The 16,328-nt window shown below is 35.1% G+C and carries 16 protein-coding genes; 2 read left to right on the top strand and 14 right to left on the bottom strand.

Going from position 1 to position 16,328, the window contains the following annotated elements; translation table 11 throughout:
• Positions 1-6: 6 nt before the first annotated feature.
• The 12 genes from DICTH_RS03775 to DICTH_RS03720 all read right to left on the bottom strand — a co-directional run bounded on the left by DICTH_RS03775 (position 7) and on the right by DICTH_RS03720 (position 11,655).
• Positions 7-711 (bottom strand): ABC transporter ATP-binding protein, encoded by a 705-nt coding sequence (locus tag DICTH_RS03775; protein ID WP_012547107.1) that lies wholly within the window; start codon positions 709-711, stop codon positions 7-9.
• The gene (locus tag DICTH_RS03770; RefSeq protein ID WP_012547712.1) at positions 698-1,477 is read right to left on the bottom strand and encodes an ABC transporter ATP-binding protein; all 780 of its coding nucleotides are present in this window, start codon (positions 1,475-1,477) and stop codon (positions 698-700) included. The genes DICTH_RS03775 and DICTH_RS03770 overlap by 14 nt, the downstream gene beginning before the upstream one ends.
• Positions 1,474-2,466: a branched-chain amino acid ABC transporter permease gene (locus DICTH_RS03765; protein WP_012547828.1), complete on the bottom strand. Its 993-nt coding sequence runs from the start codon at positions 2,464-2,466 to the stop codon at positions 1,474-1,476. Before DICTH_RS03765 ends, DICTH_RS03770 begins: the two co-directional genes overlap by 4 nt.
• Positions 2,466-3,347 carry a branched-chain amino acid ABC transporter permease gene (locus tag DICTH_RS03760; RefSeq protein ID WP_012548462.1) on the bottom strand — a complete coding sequence of 294 codons (882 nt, stop codon included), beginning with the start codon at positions 3,345-3,347 and terminating at the stop codon, positions 2,466-2,468. Before DICTH_RS03760 ends, DICTH_RS03765 begins: the two co-directional genes overlap by 1 nt.
• 80 nt (positions 3,348-3,427) lie before the next feature.
• The gene (locus DICTH_RS03755; RefSeq protein ID WP_012547564.1) at positions 3,428-4,558 is read right to left on the bottom strand and encodes an ABC transporter substrate-binding protein; all 1,131 of its coding nucleotides are present in this window, start codon (positions 4,556-4,558) and stop codon (positions 3,428-3,430) included.
• A gap of 131 nt (positions 4,559-4,689) precedes the next feature.
• On the bottom strand, positions 4,690-5,991 hold the full coding sequence (gene asnS, locus DICTH_RS03750; RefSeq protein ID WP_012548243.1) for an asparagine--tRNA ligase: 1,302 nt from the start codon (positions 5,989-5,991) through the stop codon (positions 4,690-4,692).
• A 12-nt stretch (positions 5,992-6,003) separates the two neighbouring features.
• Complete coding sequence (locus tag DICTH_RS03745; RefSeq protein WP_012547897.1) at positions 6,004-7,284, bottom strand: amidohydrolase; 1,281 nt, start codon at positions 7,282-7,284, stop codon at positions 6,004-6,006.
• On the bottom strand, positions 7,281-8,315 hold the full coding sequence (gene mtnA / locus DICTH_RS03740; protein WP_012547114.1) for an S-methyl-5-thioribose-1-phosphate isomerase: 1,035 nt from the start codon (positions 8,313-8,315) through the stop codon (positions 7,281-7,283). The genes DICTH_RS03745 and mtnA overlap by 4 nt, the downstream gene beginning before the upstream one ends.
• Positions 8,312-9,103, bottom strand: coding sequence for an S-methyl-5'-thioadenosine phosphorylase (mtnP, locus tag DICTH_RS03735; RefSeq protein WP_012547609.1), 792 nt, complete (start codon positions 9,101-9,103; stop codon positions 8,312-8,314). The genes mtnA and mtnP overlap by 4 nt, the downstream gene beginning before the upstream one ends.
• Positions 9,104-9,121: 18 nt before the next feature.
• A complete protein-coding gene (locus DICTH_RS03730) occupies positions 9,122-9,874 on the bottom strand; it encodes a zinc dependent phospholipase C family protein (protein ID WP_012547736.1) in 753 nt (250 codons plus the stop codon).
• Positions 9,875-9,902: 28 nt separating this feature from the next.
• On the bottom strand, positions 9,903-10,997 hold the full coding sequence (locus DICTH_RS03725) for a glycosyltransferase family 4 protein (protein ID WP_041723533.1): 1,095 nt from the start codon (positions 10,995-10,997) through the stop codon (positions 9,903-9,905).
• A 10-nt stretch (positions 10,998-11,007) separates the two neighbouring features.
• Positions 11,008-11,655: a cyclase family protein gene (locus DICTH_RS03720; protein WP_012547669.1), complete on the bottom strand. Its 648-nt coding sequence runs from the start codon at positions 11,653-11,655 to the stop codon at positions 11,008-11,010.
• A gap of 74 nt (positions 11,656-11,729) precedes the next feature.
• On the opposite strand from DICTH_RS03720, the gene DICTH_RS03715 reads away from it, so the two are divergent.
• A complete protein-coding gene (locus tag DICTH_RS03715; RefSeq protein ID WP_041723205.1) occupies positions 11,730-12,752 on the top strand; it encodes a radical SAM protein in 1,023 nt (340 codons plus the stop codon).
• Positions 12,753-12,830: 78 nt separating this feature from the next.
• Positions 12,831-13,400, top strand: coding sequence for an orotate phosphoribosyltransferase (gene pyrE / locus DICTH_RS03710; protein ID WP_012548416.1), 570 nt, complete (start codon positions 12,831-12,833; stop codon positions 13,398-13,400).
• Positions 13,401-13,403: 3 nt separating this feature from the next.
• On the opposite strand, the gene lysS is transcribed toward pyrE, so the two are convergent.
• Positions 13,404-14,978 carry a lysine--tRNA ligase gene (lysS, locus tag DICTH_RS03705; RefSeq protein WP_012547805.1) on the bottom strand — a complete coding sequence of 525 codons (1,575 nt, stop codon included), beginning with the start codon at positions 14,976-14,978 and terminating at the stop codon, positions 13,404-13,406.
• Positions 14,972-16,186: a methionine adenosyltransferase gene (locus tag DICTH_RS03700; protein WP_012548637.1), complete on the bottom strand. Its 1,215-nt coding sequence runs from the start codon at positions 16,184-16,186 to the stop codon at positions 14,972-14,974. Before DICTH_RS03700 ends, lysS begins: the two co-directional genes overlap by 7 nt.
• Positions 16,187-16,328: the final 142 nt, after the last annotated feature.

Here is a 16,328-nt window from a genome sequence, read left to right as displayed (position 1 = left end):
TTTAAATCAACCTCCTAAATAAGCCTTCTTAATAGCATCATTACTAGCAACTTCTTGCGTAGTACCAGAAAGCACTATTCTACCAGTTTCCATAACATAAACCCTATGAGCTATTGAAAAAGCCATATTAGCATTTTGCTCAACTAAAAGTAAAGTTCTTTTTTCCTCATTTATTTTCCTTAAAACCGAAAAGATTTCTTGAACAAGAAGAGGAGCAAGTCCCATCGAAGGCTCATCTAAAAGTAAAAGCCTTGCGTTAGACATCAATGCCCTTCCTATAGCAAGCATCTGTTGCTCGCCACCACTCAATGTCCCAGCAAGTTGCTTTTCTCTTTCTTTAAGCCTTGGAAATAAGGAATATACAAAGTCAAAATTATTTTTTATCGTAGTTTTATCCTTTACCAAAAAAGCACCCATTTCCAAATTTTCCTTAACGGTCATATCAGGAAAAACTCTTCTTCCTTCAGGTACATGAGCTATTCCAAGAGATGCTATCCTATGAGTTGGAATTTTAGTTAAATTTATCTCATAAAAGAAAATATCTCCCTTTACAATGGGGGTAAGGCGAAATATAGATCTCAAGGTTGTAGTTTTTCCTGCACCATTTGCTCCTATAAGAGCTACAACCTCTCCCTCTTTTACATCGATATCTATTCCCTGAAGAGCTTTTATCCCACCATAATAAACATGAAGATCTCTAATGGATAACACCTTTTACCTCCTTACCTAAATAAGCCTCAATTACACGAGGATCATTTCTTACTTTTTCAGGATCTCCCTCTGCTATCTTCATACCAAAGTCTAAAACAATAATCCTTTTACATATATTCATAACCACTTCCATATGATGCTCTATCAACAAAATAGTCACTCCAAATTTATCTCTAATAGTTGCTATCAAATCTACCAACTCTAAAGACTCATTTAAATTCATCCCTGCAGCAGGCTCATCGAGAAGGAGAAGGGAAGGATTTGTCGCTAATGCCCTTGCAATTTCCAGTTTTCTCTGCTCGCCATAGGGCAGATTTTCTGCAAAGTCATCCTTTCTTCTATATAGTCCAAAAAAGTCAAGAATTTCCTCTGCTTTCTCTCTCTGAAGACTTTCTTCCTTATAATACCTTTTATTTAGAAAGAGAGCATCGGAAAGATGAGCATTATACACTTTATGCATAGCTATCATTACATTCTCTATCACAGAGAGTTTCTTAAACAATCTAGGATTTTGGAAAGTTCTTGCAATACCTAACCTAGTAATCTGATAAGGTTTCAAACCAACTATATTTTTGCCGTTAAATATTATCTCTCCTTTTAGAGGAAGATAAAAACCAGTTATCAAGTTAAAAACTGTGGTCTTTCCCGCACCATTTGGGCCTATGATTCCTAATATCTCATTCTTATAAAGATCAAAAGATAAATCTGATACTGCCATTAATCCACCAAAGGCACAAGAAAGATTTTTTACCTCAAGAACCTTCATTTTATATTCCCTGTCCTTCTATTCAGTTTTTTTACAATACTCATAATATTTCCAAAAGATATTTCTCTATTTCCCATAAGACCCGTTGGTCTAATAAGCATCAAGATGATCAAAGTCAAAGAATAGATAACCAGTCTTAGTCCAGAAAAACCTCTTAGAGCTTCGGGAAGAACGGTCAAAACAAAGGCTCCTATAATAGAGCCTGTTAAACTTCCAAGGCCTCCAAGAACTATCATGAGTAAAACCTCTACTGACCTCATAAAGGTAAAACTCGCAGGATGAAGAAGCATTAAATAATGTCCAAAAAGTCCTCCTGCTATGCCAGCAAAAAATGCACCTATAGAAAAGGCAAGAACCTTATAATATGTTGTATTTACTCCCATTGCTTCAGATGCAGTTTCATCCTCTCTAATAGAGATTATGGCACGACCATGAGAGGAATTTATAATCCTATATAGAGTAATAAAGCAAATAAAAGCCCAAAACATCACCCAAACACTATTAGTAAGCTGAGGAATACCTGGAAATCCTCTTGCTCCTCCCACCACATCCATATTATAGATTATTACCCTTATTATCTCTCCAAATCCTAAAGTCGCAATAGCAAGATAATCTCCTTTTAATCTTAAAGTAGGAATTCCAATTATTACTCCTAATAATGCCGAAAAAAGCCCCCCGATAATAAGAAAAATAAAGAAAACTATATTTTTACTAATACTTTCTGGCATAAAACTCAGAAGTTTTATAATCTTATCCCCATGATAAACCGTTAAGGCAGCCGATAAATATCCACCTGCTGCCATAAAACCTGCATGTCCTATGGAGAACTGTCCCGTAAAACCATTAATAAGGTTCAAGCTCATAGCGAGTATAGAATTAATTCCCCAAAAAATGAGTACTTGATAAAAATAAGGGTTAAGTCCTTGACTAAACTTAGCAAGGATAAGCAATAATATAAGTACAATTATGATAAAAACATTCTTTCTCATTATACTTTTTCCCTCATATACTTTCCTAATATTCCTGTAGGCTTAACTAAAAGTATAACAATCAATATTATAAAAGCAATTGCATCTCTTATGGTAGAAGATATAAAAGCTGACACCAAAACCTCAGCAATTCCCATTATAAATCCTCCAAGCATAGCCCCTGGAATAATTCCAATACCACCTAAAACCGCAGCCACAAAAGCCTTTAATCCTGGCATAATCCCCATATAAGGTTCAATCTTATTAAAATACATTCCTACCAAAACCCCACCTGCAGCAGCAAGAGCAGACCCTAAAGCAAAGGTAAAACTTATCACATTATCTATGTTTACACCAAGCATTTGCGCCATTTCCTTATCTTGAGAAACAGCCCTCATAGCTCTACCAATTTTAGTCTTGTTAACAACAAACTGTAAAAATAGCATAAGAAAAATAGAGACAGAAAGAATAATGATCTGCTTATTTGTAACGATAATATTGCCTATAAGATAAACTTCTGTGGGAATTTTCTGAGGAAAAGCCCTTGGTGTTGCTCCTACTAAAAGAACCATAATGTTTTCGAGCAGAAAAGATACTCCTATTGCAGTTATCAAAAGAGAAATTCTTGGTGCATTTCTTAAAGGTTTATAAGCTAATTTTTCTACTAAAATACCAATGATCGCAGTTAACAACATAGCAACAATCAAACCAATAGCAAAAGGCATATCCCAGCTTCCAAGGGCAAAGAACCCAATAAAAGCCCCAAGCATATAGATATCTCCATGAGCAAAATTTATCAGCCTTAGTATTCCATATACCATAGTGTAACCTAAGGCTATTAGAGCATATATACTACCCAAAGATATACCATTTATAATTTGTTGTAATATGTTCTCAAGCATAATATATTCAGCCCTTCTTATATCCAAAAATTATACAAAAAGAGGGGGGATATTTCCATCCCCCCTAGAGAAAATATATACTAAGGTTTCACAGTAGTGTAGTAGACTACCTTCCCATCCTTAATCTGGAGTATAAATGCACTCTTAATAGGATTCCTATTAGCATCAAAGGTCATACTTCCAGTTACGCCTCTGAAAGTCTTCATAGAGGCTAAAGCTTCTTTAATCTTTACAGGATCAGCACTTCCTGCCTTCTTGATACCTTCCAATAAGAACTTCATAGCATCATACTTCAGTGCTGCAAGAGCATCTGGAGCCATTCCGTACTTTTTGGTGTAATTCTTCACAAAAGTTTGAACCAAAAGATCTTTTGCATCAGGAGTGAAATGGTTAGAATAGAAACATCCTTCAGCTGCTTTTGCTGCTTGTTTTAAAAGCTCTGGAGAATCCCAACCATCACCACCACCAAAGGGTACTGTAATACCGAGCTCTCTTGCCTGGTTCAAAATAGGAGCCACATCAGAATAATATCCCGGCACAAAAACAAAATCAGGTTTCAAAGCTTTAATCTTGGTAAGCTGAGCCCTAAAATCAGTATCTCCTTCAGAATAAGATTCATCTGCTACAATCTTTCCACCAATAGCAGTAAATTTTTTCTTAAAAGCATCAGCAAGTCCTTTACTATAGTCACTAGTTACAGCAGTAAGTACTGCTGCTGTTTTTGCCTTTAAGTTTTTATAAGCAAAATTAGCCATTACTTCACCTTGGAAATCATCTAAGAAGCAGACTCTGAAAATAAAATCTCCTACCTGAGTAACCTTAGGGTTTGTAGCAGTACCTGTTACAAGCACAACCTTAGAACTTTGAGCTATTGGACCAATAGTGAGAGCCTCAGAACTTGTGACACCACCAACGATAGCCACAACTTTATCTCTCTCTATTAACTTCCTTGCTGCGTTTGCTGCTTCTTCAAGCTTATACTGATCGTCTTCAATAATAAGTTCTATCTTGCTTCCTAATACTCCTCCTTTAGCGTTTGCCTCCTCTACAGCCATTTTAGCTCCATTAGCACAGGAAATGCCAAAAGTTGCAACTGGTCCTGTAATTGGGAATATTCCTCCGATCTTAATTGTACCTGCAGCTTGTAGTGGAAGAACAAAAAGAGAAAAGATTACCAGAGCTATGATCAAAATTTTAACAAAACGCTTCATCCCTTCACCTCCCTAAAGTATGTATTTAATAAAAAACAGGGATGCTCTCCTTGAGAACATCCCTGTTCTTAGTAATTCAAGTATAACTATAATGTTTAATAATGTCAACTTAAATAAACTCTCTTAAACCTTTAAGGATAGATTCTGTATATCATTCGTGGGAAAGGAATTGCTTCTCTTACATGTTTTAACCCACATATCCAAGCTACAGTTCTCTCAATTCCAAGACCAAATCCTGAATGAGGAACACTACCGTATCTCCTTAAATCTAAATACCATTCAAAAGCTTCTTTGGGCAAGTTATATTCTTCCAATTTTTTCTCCAAAAGTTTTAAGTCATGAATTCTCTGACTACCTCCAATTATTTCTCCATAACCCTCAGGAGCTAATAAGTCGTTATTCAAAACTTCCTCAGGATTCTCTGGATCTGGTTGCATATAAAAGGGCTTTATCTTAGCAGGATAATGATGAATAAATACAGGCCTATCAAATTGGCTTGATATTATGGTTTCTTCATCACCTCCAAAATCATCCCCATACTCTACATTTTGTCCATTCCGCTTAAGAATTTCTATAGCTTCTCTATAGGTTATTCTTGGGAAAGGAGGGACAACTTTTTCAAGAGGTTTCGTATCCCTCTCTAAAATCTCTAGTTCTCTTTTTCTTTTTTCTAAAACTCTTTGCACTATATAACTTACCAATTCTTCTTGAAGTCTCATATTATCTTGCCAATCCCAAAAAGCCATTTCAGGTTCTACCATCCAAAACTCAGTCAAATGTCTTCTTGTCTTTGATTTCTCAGCCCTGAAAGCAGGCCCAAAGCAGTATACTTTTCCAAAGGCCATACAAGCTGCTTCCATATATAACTGCCCACTTTGAGAAAGATATGCCTTACCAAGATCAAAATAGTCAAGTTCAAACAAAGTAGTAGTACCCTCACAAGCAGAGGGAGTAAGTATGGGAGCATCTATTAAAACAAATCCTTTTTCATCTAAAAAATCTCTAATAGCCTTAACTACTTCGCTCCTTATTCTTAAAATAGCATTCTGCTTACGAGACCTAATCCAAAGATGTCTTCTTTCAAGAAGAAAATCTATAGAATGATCCTTTTTTTGAATAGGATACTCCTCGGAATAAGAAACCACATTAACACTCTTAAGCAATAATTCATATCCACCAGGAGCTCTAGGCTCTTTCTTCAAATCTCCAACCACAATCAAGGAAGATTCAATAGGTATTTTTTCTAAACTCTCTAACTGGTCCTGAGTAAAATTGTCTAAAGTAGCCACACCTTGAATATAACCTGTACCATCTCTTATTATAAGAAAAACAATTTTGCCACTAGATCTTTTGTTGAAAAGCCAACCTCTTACCTCAATTTCTCCCTCTTGAATCTTTGGTATATCCTCAATATAAACCCAAGGAGCTGACATAGCTCTATCCTCCTAACTTTTTTTTATTAATTCAAAAGCTCTCTTTTCTGCCTCATACATAATCTTCTCTTCATCGAGAGTTTTTAATTCTCTTTTCTCCATCAAAATTCTACCATCTACTATTACAGTATCCACATCCGAAGAAGAAGCAGAATAAACTAAATGAGAAACAAGATTATGCCTGGGATAAAAATGGGGTTTATTAACATCTACAAGGATTAAATCCGCCTTATATCCTTCCTTAATAATCCCAGAATTCTCAAACCCCAAAATCTCCATACCATTTTTGGTGGCCATAATTAAAGCATCCCTTGCAGGAACACAAATAGGATCTCTCTCTACTCCTTTATGCAACGTAGCAACTAATCTGATTTCTTCCCACATATCTAAATTATTATTACTAGCAGGCCCATCAGTTCCAAGACCTACTTTTACTCCTTTTTCCAACATTTTTTTTACAGGAGCAACCCCTGATGCAAGCTTCAGATTACTTTGAGGATTATGAGCCACCCCTACTCCTTTCTCAGAAAGTATTTCTATTTCCTCATCATCCACAAAGACACAATGAGCTGCAAGGACAGGAACATTAAAAAGTCCAACCCTATCCATAAGTCTTATAGGAGTTAATCCATACATGTTTTTTATATTTTCTACCTCAAGATAAGTCTCCGAAAGATGAGTATGAATACCTAAACTCATCTCAATAGCTTTATCTATAACTTTTTCCAAGAAAGAAGGAGGACAAGTATAAGGAGCGTGCGGTCCAAGCATTACTCTAATCCTACCATCTTCAGCATTATGCCAATTTTTAGCAAAACTTACCCCTCTATTCAATGTTTCATTTTCATCACCTGCTATACCTATCATACCAACAGACAAAGAGGCCTTTATTCCACTTTCAGCTACAGCTTTTGCCATCTCATCCATAAAGAAATACATATCTGAAAAAGCAATAGTCCCTCCCCTAATCATTTCACATATACCTAAAAGGCTACCCCAGTATACATCATCGGCAGTGAGCTTTGCCTCTTGAGGCCAAATTTTCTCCTCAAGCCATTCTTCAAGGGGAAGATCATCTGCAAATCCTCTAAAAAGGGTCATAGCAAGATGAGTATGAGTATTAACAAGTCCAGGTAAAGCTATTTTATTCTTTCCATCAATAATGTAATCTATTCTTTCAAAACTTTTGCTATCTGAAATCTGTTTTATAATGTCATTTTCAATGAGAATATTTTTATTTTCAACAATTTTATCATCTATCAGGATATTAACATCCTCAATCAAAATTCTCATAATCTAAGTTCCTCCTTCAATTTTTTAATATTCTCTTTTAGTGGAGGATAAATTATACCTTTATCAGTAATAATACCTGAAATTAATTCGGCTGGTGTAACATCAAAGGCAGGATTTAAGGCTAAAATGCCTTCAGCAGTTATTTTCTTATTTGCAAAAGACAAAACTTCTTCTGAATCTCTTTCTTCAATGGGGATTTCCATCCCTTCTTCAAGATTGAAATCAAAACTAGAAACCGGTGCAGCAACGTAGAAGGGAATATTATGATAGTGAGCAAGAATAGCAATAGAGTAGGTCCCTATTTTATTCGCCACATCTCCCCTTAAGGTAATTCTATCAGCTCCTACAATTACCAAATCCACAAGCTTTTTAGATAAAACATAACCTACCATATTATCAGTTATCATTGTCGCAGGAATATTTTCTTTAGCAAGCTCCCAACCTGTAAGTCTTGCACCTTGAAGAAGAGGTCTTGTCTCAGTGAAATATACATGAGATATCTTACCCTTTCTCCACCCTTCTTTAATAACTCCAAGAGCTGTACCAGGTCCAATTGTTGCAAGACTTCCCGTATTACAATGAGTAAGAACTTTTGCATTGTCTGGTAATATCTCAATCCCAAAATTTGAGATTGCTATGGATTTTTCTCTTTCTTCTTCCTCTATCTTTTTAGCCTCTTCTAAAAGTAAGATTTTCAACTCAGAGGGAGACAAATTTCTATTAGTATTAACCACATTTGCCATTCTCTCAATAGCAAAGAAAAGATTTACTGCTGTAGGTCTTGATACTGCAAATTCTCCCATTACTTCATGAACATAATCTACTAAATTCGAACCAGTGTATTTTATAGCAGCCAATGCAATACCATAAGCTGCCACAACTCCAATTATTGGAGCACCCCTAACCTTCATCTTTTTAATTGCATCTATAACTTGTTGATACTTAAAACAGAGAACATAGTCTTCCTTCCAAGGAAGTTTTGTTTGATCTAAGATATATAAAATATTATTTTTCCACTCAATTGGTCTCATAATACTCCCTTATCTCTATATTCTTTTAGTGCATCTTTACATGTACATCTTCGCTCTTTAGGAATCCGAGGAATAACCATGGCAAATAGTTTTCTTACCTTTTCAATATTTTGTGCCATAACTTCTAGTACTTCACTATAAGTCAAAGGTGCCTGCGATATACCAGCAGCATAATTAGTCACAATAGAAACAGAAGCATAACACATCTCAAGCTCTCTTGCAAGAACTACCTCGGGCACTTTAGTCATACCCACTACGTCACCAAAAAAAGAATACATTTTGATCTCTGCAGGTGTTTCAAAACGAGGACCTTCGGTACATATATAAGTACCAAAAGGATGAACCTTAATACCAAGCTCTTTTGAGGTTTCATATAAAATGCTTCTCAATTCAGGACAATAAGGAGTTGTGAAATCTATATGTACCACCTTATCATCGTCACCATCATAAAATGTGTGAATTCTACCCTTTGTAAAGTCAATAAACTGATCAAGAATTACCAAATCACCAGGAGCCAAATTAAGTTTTAGACTTCCCACTGCAGTAGTTGATAATATCCTTTCTACCCCAAGACTTTTCAGAGCCCACATATTCGCCTTATAGTTTATTCTATGAGGTGGCACCGTATGACCTGATCCATGTCTCGCCAAGAAGCCAACTTCTTCTCCTTGATATATTCCTTTCAAAAGCTTTACTTCTCCGTAAGGAGTTGAAACTTTTATTTCTTCAGGATTTTCTAAAAATTTAGGATCATAAACTCCTGTCCCACCAATTATGGCAATTCTCATAGAGATCTCCTCCTAATCTTAAATTTTAAGACTAACCTTTATAATATAGAGAAAGTAGTCAATTAAATCATAAATCAAATCTATCAAACTTGTACCCCTACTACCTCTTGTGAGGGCACTATAAAAATATGAAGCAGTATCTAAAGCTGCCTTGTCTATCTGTTCTTGAGTTATTTTTGATACGTCTCTAAATTTATCTCCACTTAAATAAGCCTTCTCTATATCCTTATAAAAGCGATTTGCACTAAATATAGAGTCTAGAATATAACTTGCAGGATATTTAATGTAAATCAATTCTGATTTAATCTTAGGATTTATAACGTCAGCATCTTTTTCATACTTACTATGAAACTCGTCCTCTCTCTTACTGGAATCAGTGTGGAGTGGATTATTCAAATCAGCAATATAATGAGAAAGAACTCCCAATTGAAAAGCAACGAGCCTCCAAGATTTTCCTTCCTGAATCAAACTAATTATCTCTAAATATTTCTCCCTCACTTCTTCTGGGCCCTTACCCTTATCCCCATGCACATGAAATACGTGATTATTGAAATCTTTATATATCCTATCTGGAGCAACACTGCCCTCTAGAAGTTCATCTAAGTAAGGAGAAAGCTTTCTTTGATATTCCTTTGGTAAAGAATATAGGGCTTCTTTGGCAATTTTTTGATGAGTTTTAGCGGACCATCCCAATATAGGATTAAAAAACAGTACTAAAACAAGAAAGAATATTATAAAATTTCTTTTTTGAATTGTTAATTTCCCTCTCATAGCATTAGTTATTTTATCATAAATTTTCTCACTTTATTATCCCTTCTATATAGGATTTAAACTCGATCTTAAAACGTTCCTTAGAGAATCTTTTAGCATTCTCAATAAGTTTCTCTTTTTTGAAACTATCTTTCTCTCTTAAAAATCTCAAAACAGCCTCTTTCAAACTTTCCCCATTCTGTTCTTCAAAAAATATGCCAGTCTCTCCTTCAATTACTGTTTCCTTGGCACCACCCCTTTTATAAGCTATAACAGGAGTACCACAAGCCTGCGCCTCTACAGGTACAATACCAAAATCCTCCTCAGAAGCAAAAATTAAAGCCTGAGCCTTAGACAGATATTCTCTTACTACACTATCCTCCTGCCATCCCAAAATCTTTATATTTTCTCTTGCCATCTTCTTAATCTTTTGCATATCTTCTCCATCTCCAATCACCAAAAGAGGAAGCTTTAAATCATTAAAAACCTCTACTACTAAATCCACCTTCTTGTAAGGAACAAGACGTGAAAGCACAATAAAATAATCTTCCTTCTTATCCGAAGGACTAAAAAGCTCAACATCTACTGGAGGATATATGACTACAGGGTCTCTCCGGTATATCTTTTTAATTCTATCTGCCACATTTTGAGAATTTGCGATAAAATAGTCTACCCTATTAGCGCTTAAAACATCCCACATTCTTAAATAATGGAATACTAATCGAACAAAAATATTTTTAATACCTTTTTCTAATTTCTGATCCTTTAAATATGAAAAATAAAGATCCCAAATATATCTCATAGGTGTATGGCAATAACACACATGAATCTGGTAAGATTTAGTCAATATTCCCTTTGCTACACAATGACTGCTAGATATAACAAGATCATATTGGGATAAATCAAATTGTTCTACAGCAAGAGGCATCAAAGGTAAATAATATGAGTATTTTTCTTTTGCAAAAGGAAGTCCATTAATGAATGAGGGATAAATTTTGCTTTCTATTCCTAACTTTTTAACTGTATTCTTCAGGTATACAAGAGTATAAACATCGGCATCAGGAAAAATCTCTAAAATTGCCTTTAGAACTTTTTCTGCCCCACCAATATTAACAATCCAGTCATGAACAACCGCCACTTTCATAAGTATCAACCTATCCTTCTATAGGAAATAGAATCGCCCTTACAGGAGAACCTTCTCCCCCTTTCACTTTTAAAGGAAGCGCTATCATAAAATATTTTCCCTCTTCTACTTCTAAAAGATCTAAACCCTCAATAATACCTATTTCTTCCCTTAAGAGCGTTCTATGTACCTCTCTTCCTTCATCTCCTCTTGGACCTATGGAGAGATAATCTATTCCAACAGTTTTGACCCTTTTACCTACCAAATATTTTGCAGCCTCTAAGGATAAACCTACGTAATCCTCATGGAAGACATTTTCTCTTAAGAGCGAAGAATTTTTAGTTTTAAAAAGAACAATATCCCCCTCTTCGATAGGCAGAGACTCTATATCTTGTAAAAGAATCTTAACGGAATTTTTGATCTCAAAAACCTTAGCAAAACCATAGAATCTAAATATATCAATTTTTTCAAGAGTTTTCCCATTATCGAGAAAATGATAGGGTGCATCTATATGAGTACCTGTATGAGATCCTAAAATTAATTTGGAAAGATTCGCATTCTTACCTTCAGATATCCTTGCCACCCATTCTCTTTGAAACTTTGGATCGTTAGGCCAAAAGAGCATATCTTCACGAATTAAAAGACTTACATCTATAGGTTTATCCCAAAGAATTTTCATCTTATGAAGTCCCTCCTATTTTTATTGAGGATCATATTATATAATCATAACAAAAATTATGTTATTATTAAACTATGCTTATTCCTATCGACTCTTTAGGGATCATACTTACATATAAGTGTTCATCAAGATGCAGGCACTGCTTATATGCATCAGGGCCTGAATGGAATGATTTTATGAACCAAGAATACTTAGACTCATTACTAAAGGAAATTAAAAAAGTCTGGAAAAACTATCATCCTCCTCGTAATAAAAATATCTTATTTCACGGAATTCATTTTGCTGGAGGAGAACCATTCTTAAACTTTCCACTTCTTCTCCATGCAGTAAAGAGAGCAAAAGAACTTGACCTATACATTGGCTATGTGGAAACTAACGCTAGCTGGTGTATAAATAGAGAAGATGTACATGAAAAGTTCTATCTTTTAAAATCAGCAGGCCTTTCTAAAATATTTATTAGTTGTTCCCCCTTTCATACAGAAAGAATTCCTTTAAAAAGAACTCTTCTTGCCATTGAAGTTGCATTAGAAGTATTTGGGAAAGAAAACGTTATTGTTTATATGGAGCATTTTTTACCCAAAATTGCAAAAATAGATATAGAAAATCCTATACCCTTAGAAAAATGGATAGAGATTTATGGTGAAAAAGCGGCTGGCTATATCTTCTGGGAAGGCTATGCACTAATCCCTGGAGGAAGATCAGGCTTTCATTTAGGACATCTATTTCCTAGATACCCTGCAGAGGTTTTTAGGGAAGAAAATTGTAAGTTCGAGATTTTAGAGTCCCAACATGCCCATTTTGATTTATATGGAAATTATATTCCCTATTTTTGCGGAGGAGTTTCTTTGGGAAAAATTGAAGATTTAGAGGAATTTTATAAAAATTTTGATCTAGAAAAACTTCCCTTTATAAAGATTCTCGTAGAGGAAGGCCCTTATGGATTGTCAAAGTATGCTCAAAAATTAGGATTTAAGGAATCTAAAGATGGGTATGTAGGTAAATGTCATCTATGTGTAGATGTAAGAAAATTCTTGAATGATGTTTTTCCTTACTCTCAAGAATTAAATCCTAAAGACTTCTATCGTTTTTTGTTTTAAAATCAAACATATTAAAAGTTTTCTTGACCCATTAAAAGATATTGTGATATTTTAAAGACAAAAAAGGAGTTGTTATTTATGAACTGGCTTGAAGTATTTAAAGAAAAAGGAGCTTTTTTAGAGGGACACTTCCTGCTTTCCTCTGGTCTTCATAGTCCTAACTATCTTCAATGTGCCCTTATTCTTCAATATCCTGATCTTTCTGAAGAAATAGCAAAAGAAATAGCAAATAAAATCCCTAAAGATCTAAAAATAGATCTAGTGGTAGGTCCTGCTTTAGGAGGGATAATTATCGCTTATGAGCTTGCAAGAGCTCTAAAAGTAAGAGGGATTTTTGCAGAAAGAGAAGAAGGAAAAATGAAGTTAAGAAGAGGATTTACAGTAAAACCTGGAGAAAAGGTTATGGTATGTGAAGATGTAGTAACCACAGGTGGATCTGCTTTAGAAGTGGCTAGTTTAATAAAAGAGTATGGGGGTGACGTGGTAGCCTTTTCTTGTATTGTAGATAGAAGTGGTGGTAAACCTATCTTTGATAAACCTTTATACTCTCTAATTCAATTAAACTTAGAAACTTACCAGCCTGAAGAATGTCCTCTATGTAAGGAGGGTATACCCTTAGTGAAACCAGGAAGCAGGAACCTTAAATAACGCTTATAAGGTTCCTGCTTCTTCTAACCTTTTTACTACAAAATCCTTGGGCAAGGAAACTAAGAAATAACCTGCCCTTGGTCCTGATGTTTGATTTAAGAAGGCCAAATATATTAACTGAAAAGCTCTCTTTCCTTCTATTTCATATTCTTGAGCTAAAGTATAAATAAAATTTTGAAGTTCGTCTCCTTGCCAATCTCTTTCTTTTATTTTTTCCGACAATTTTTTCAAAAACTCCTTTTCTTTAGGAGAAAAACTTTTTACAATCTCCGGAACTTCTTCTTGAAGCTTAAATTTTACTTGAGACGGTGCGAATTTTTGGAGCCAGTTATTAACATATTCTACCCTCTTCAATATTTCATCAAATTTACTGAGTTCCTTCTCATAACCACTCCTCACAAGCATTTCTTTTAGAAGTTCGCTGTTTCCTAGCGAAATTTGAGCCAATGTGATTAGATGTCTTAAGGGTACCTGAGGACCAGGTTCCTTAGGTACTTCCTTAACCTGTGATAACTCATAGACTCTTGCAAGCTCAGCCCATTCTTCTTCCGTACCCTCTAAACGATAGTAAATTCTTTCTAATCTTTCATAATCTTCTGCTAATAAAATATAGCCATTTACTGGATCAAAATCTATGTGTTTGTCTGGTTTGTATCTTAATATCAAATACCTAACCCAAGAGGGAGGAAGAATTTCTAATATCTCATTTATAGAAATCGCAATACCCTTTGAACTTGACATTGCTCCCTTTCCTTTTAGATATATCCATTCATATACAAATGGATAAGGAGGCTCATAGCCAAATATCTCCTTAGTAATTACTTTACCTGTATCATAAGACCCACCAGTAGTAGCATGATCCTTTCCAAAAGGCTCTACTGTAACCCCAAAAATCTTCCATCTTCCAGGCCAATCAAGTCTCCAGGGAAGCTTTGCTTCTCCCTTGCTGTAATCGGCAATCCCAGTATGGCCACACTTACACTGATACTCTACCTGATGTTTACTGGTATCAAAAGAAATTATGCTTGTAGTATTCAACCTACCACATTTTTCACATTTGGGAAGAAGAGGAACAAAATTCTTTTCAAGATTTCTCCCTGCGATTTCATTAAGAATCTCCGTTATTTTTTCATTATTTTCCAAAGTCAAGTCAATTATCTCTGTGTACAGTCCATTCTTATAGCTTTCGTGAGCTTTTATTACCTTTGGTTCTATTCCCAGTACTTTAATAGCATCCAAGAAAGGCTCTAAAAAATGTTCAGCATAGTTTTCATGACAACCTTCAGGATCAGGTATTTCGCATATAGGCTTTCCTACATGTTCTGCATAAGATTCAGGAAGAAATGGATATACCTTTCTTAATGGATCAAAAGTATCGGCTATATAAATAAATTCTACCTCTGAACCCTTTTCTTTAAGAGCTCTATAAAGAGCATCACCAGTAAGGATCTCCCTCAGGTTCCCAAGATGTATGGGACCTGAGGGAGTAATTCCTGTTGCTACTACATTTTTATTACCTTTAAGACGTAGTATCTCCTCAGCAGCTAAATCAGCCCAATGAGGCACCTTCTCTACCATACGGAATACTTCCCCTCAGCAAGCTCGTTACAGAACTTCTCAATGTTAGCCAATTCCTGATCAATTATATCTTCTACTGGCTTTGCTACATCATAGATAGAAACTCCATTTTCTAAAATAAGCTGAGCTGTAGCGATCTTAGGCTGATCAATAGGTTTTCCAATTTGGCTACAAAGCCATACATAAACCTCTTTAATACCTGGTACATTTTGATAAATTTCATTGGCAATCTTATGAGTAAGAATATTGTAAATTTTTCCTACATGGCTTACAGGATTTTTCCCAGCAGCAGCCTCTGTTCCCATAGGTCTATTTAAAGCAATAACCCCATTTACTCTATTACCTCTTCCTACCTGCCCTGAATCTGCATCCTCTGCTGAAGTCCCAAGCACGCTTACATAAATACCATCCATACCTCTCTCTGGATCATCTAAAGTATTTATATCAATAGTAATGCTCTCAAAATTCTGAGCCCTTTCTCTTACAAAATCTTCAACAATACCTTTTACAACTTCTTTTTTCTCAAAATAATCCTTCACACTGGTTACATACCTATCAATTAGAGGCATTGCTATAGTTAGCTGCAAATTTTTCTTCTGTCTAAATGCCATTATTTTTATGTCTTCTCCTACCTCTGGATGAATAGCTTTAAATTCTTTAGAATTTAAATATCTCTCAAGTTCTAATACTATTTTTTCAGTAGATGTCAAAGGAGCATATCCAACTGCAGCCGAGGTATCATTAGCAGGAAGCAAGCCCTTTCTTCTTCTAAAAATATCTGTAAGTTCTGGAGAGCCAGGATAGAGCTCAACTTGGAATTTTACATGTTTTTCAGGATCAACAAACCTTAAATTCTTTCTAAACCATTCCTTAGCTGTCTCAATAGCTATTTCTTCGACAGGAATTCTTATACCGTCTACTTCAAAAGTTGCTCTGTCCCCTATAACAAGAAGCATAGGTTTTTTAACTTCGCCACCTACACCAAGCTTTCTCTCAACCTCTCCTGCTACAAGTAAACTTTTATCAATGTTATGGTGTAGAATATTTCCTACACGCCTTATATATTCTTGCGATAAATTTACAGAAATTTGATCCATAATAGCATCGCAGATAGAATCAGGATGTCCTATACCCTTTCTTTCCACAAGCTCCACACCATGTTCTTCTACTGGCAAAGAATTTAGTTTTTCTACTACAATGTTTCTCATCTCTCCTATCCTCCTTCTTTTTTTAATAAAACAAGCAAAAAAATAATACCACAAGCTAATAAAGATTACAATAAAATTAATAAATTTTTCAACAAAAAAGGGAGAAGATTTTTCATCTTCTCCCCTTTAGAATAAATTATAT

Source organism: Dictyoglomus thermophilum H-6-12 (assembly GCF_000020965.1).
GTDB classification, from domain to species: domain Bacteria; phylum Dictyoglomota; class Dictyoglomia; order Dictyoglomales; family Dictyoglomaceae; genus Dictyoglomus; species Dictyoglomus thermophilum.
This window is presented reverse-complemented; position numbering and strand designations above follow the sequence as displayed.

What these genes read in the sequence shown, in the direction of transcription:
- DICTH_RS03760 (WP_012548462.1), bottom strand. Translation starts at nt 3,347, where the DNA reads ATGCTTGAGAACATATTACAACAAATTATAAATGGTATATCTTTGGGT.
- DICTH_RS03725 (WP_041723533.1), bottom strand. Translation starts at nt 10,997, where the DNA reads ATGAAAGTGGCGGTTGTTCATGACTGGATTGTTAATATTGGTGGGGCA.
- mtnA (WP_012547114.1), bottom strand. Translation starts at nt 8,315, where the DNA reads ATGAGACCAATTGAGTGGAAAAATAATATTTTATATATCTTAGATCAA.
- DICTH_RS03730 (WP_012547736.1), bottom strand. Translation starts at nt 9,874, where the DNA reads ATGAGAGGGAAATTAACAATTCAAAAAAGAAATTTTATAATATTCTTT.
- DICTH_RS03715 (WP_041723205.1), top strand. Translation starts at nt 11,730, where the DNA reads ATGCTTATTCCTATCGACTCTTTAGGGATCATACTTACATATAAGTGT.
- DICTH_RS03755 (WP_012547564.1), bottom strand. Translation starts at nt 4,558, where the DNA reads ATGAAGCGTTTTGTTAAAATTTTGATCATAGCTCTGGTAATCTTTTCT.
- asnS (WP_012548243.1), bottom strand. Translation starts at nt 5,991, where the DNA reads ATGTCAGCTCCTTGGGTTTATATTGAGGATATACCAAAGATTCAAGAG.
- DICTH_RS03720 (WP_012547669.1), bottom strand. Translation starts at nt 11,655, where the DNA reads ATGAAAATTCTTTGGGATAAACCTATAGATGTAAGTCTTTTAATTCGT.
- DICTH_RS03745 (WP_012547897.1), bottom strand. Translation starts at nt 7,284, where the DNA reads ATGAGAATTTTGATTGAGGATGTTAATATCCTGATAGATGATAAAATT.
- mtnP (WP_012547609.1), bottom strand. Translation starts at nt 9,103, where the DNA reads ATGAGAATTGCCATAATTGGTGGGACAGGAGTTTATGATCCTAAATTT.
- pyrE (WP_012548416.1), top strand. Translation starts at nt 12,831, where the DNA reads ATGAACTGGCTTGAAGTATTTAAAGAAAAAGGAGCTTTTTTAGAGGGA.
- DICTH_RS03765 (WP_012547828.1), bottom strand. Translation starts at nt 2,466, where the DNA reads ATGAGAAAGAATGTTTTTATCATAATTGTACTTATATTATTGCTTATC.
- DICTH_RS03770 (WP_012547712.1), bottom strand. Translation starts at nt 1,477, where the DNA reads ATGAAGGTTCTTGAGGTAAAAAATCTTTCTTGTGCCTTTGGTGGATTA.
- lysS (WP_012547805.1), bottom strand. Translation starts at nt 14,978, where the DNA reads ATGGTAGAGAAGGTGCCTCATTGGGCTGATTTAGCTGCTGAGGAGATA.
- DICTH_RS03700 (WP_012548637.1), bottom strand. Translation starts at nt 16,186, where the DNA reads ATGAGAAACATTGTAGTAGAAAAACTAAATTCTTTGCCAGTAGAAGAA.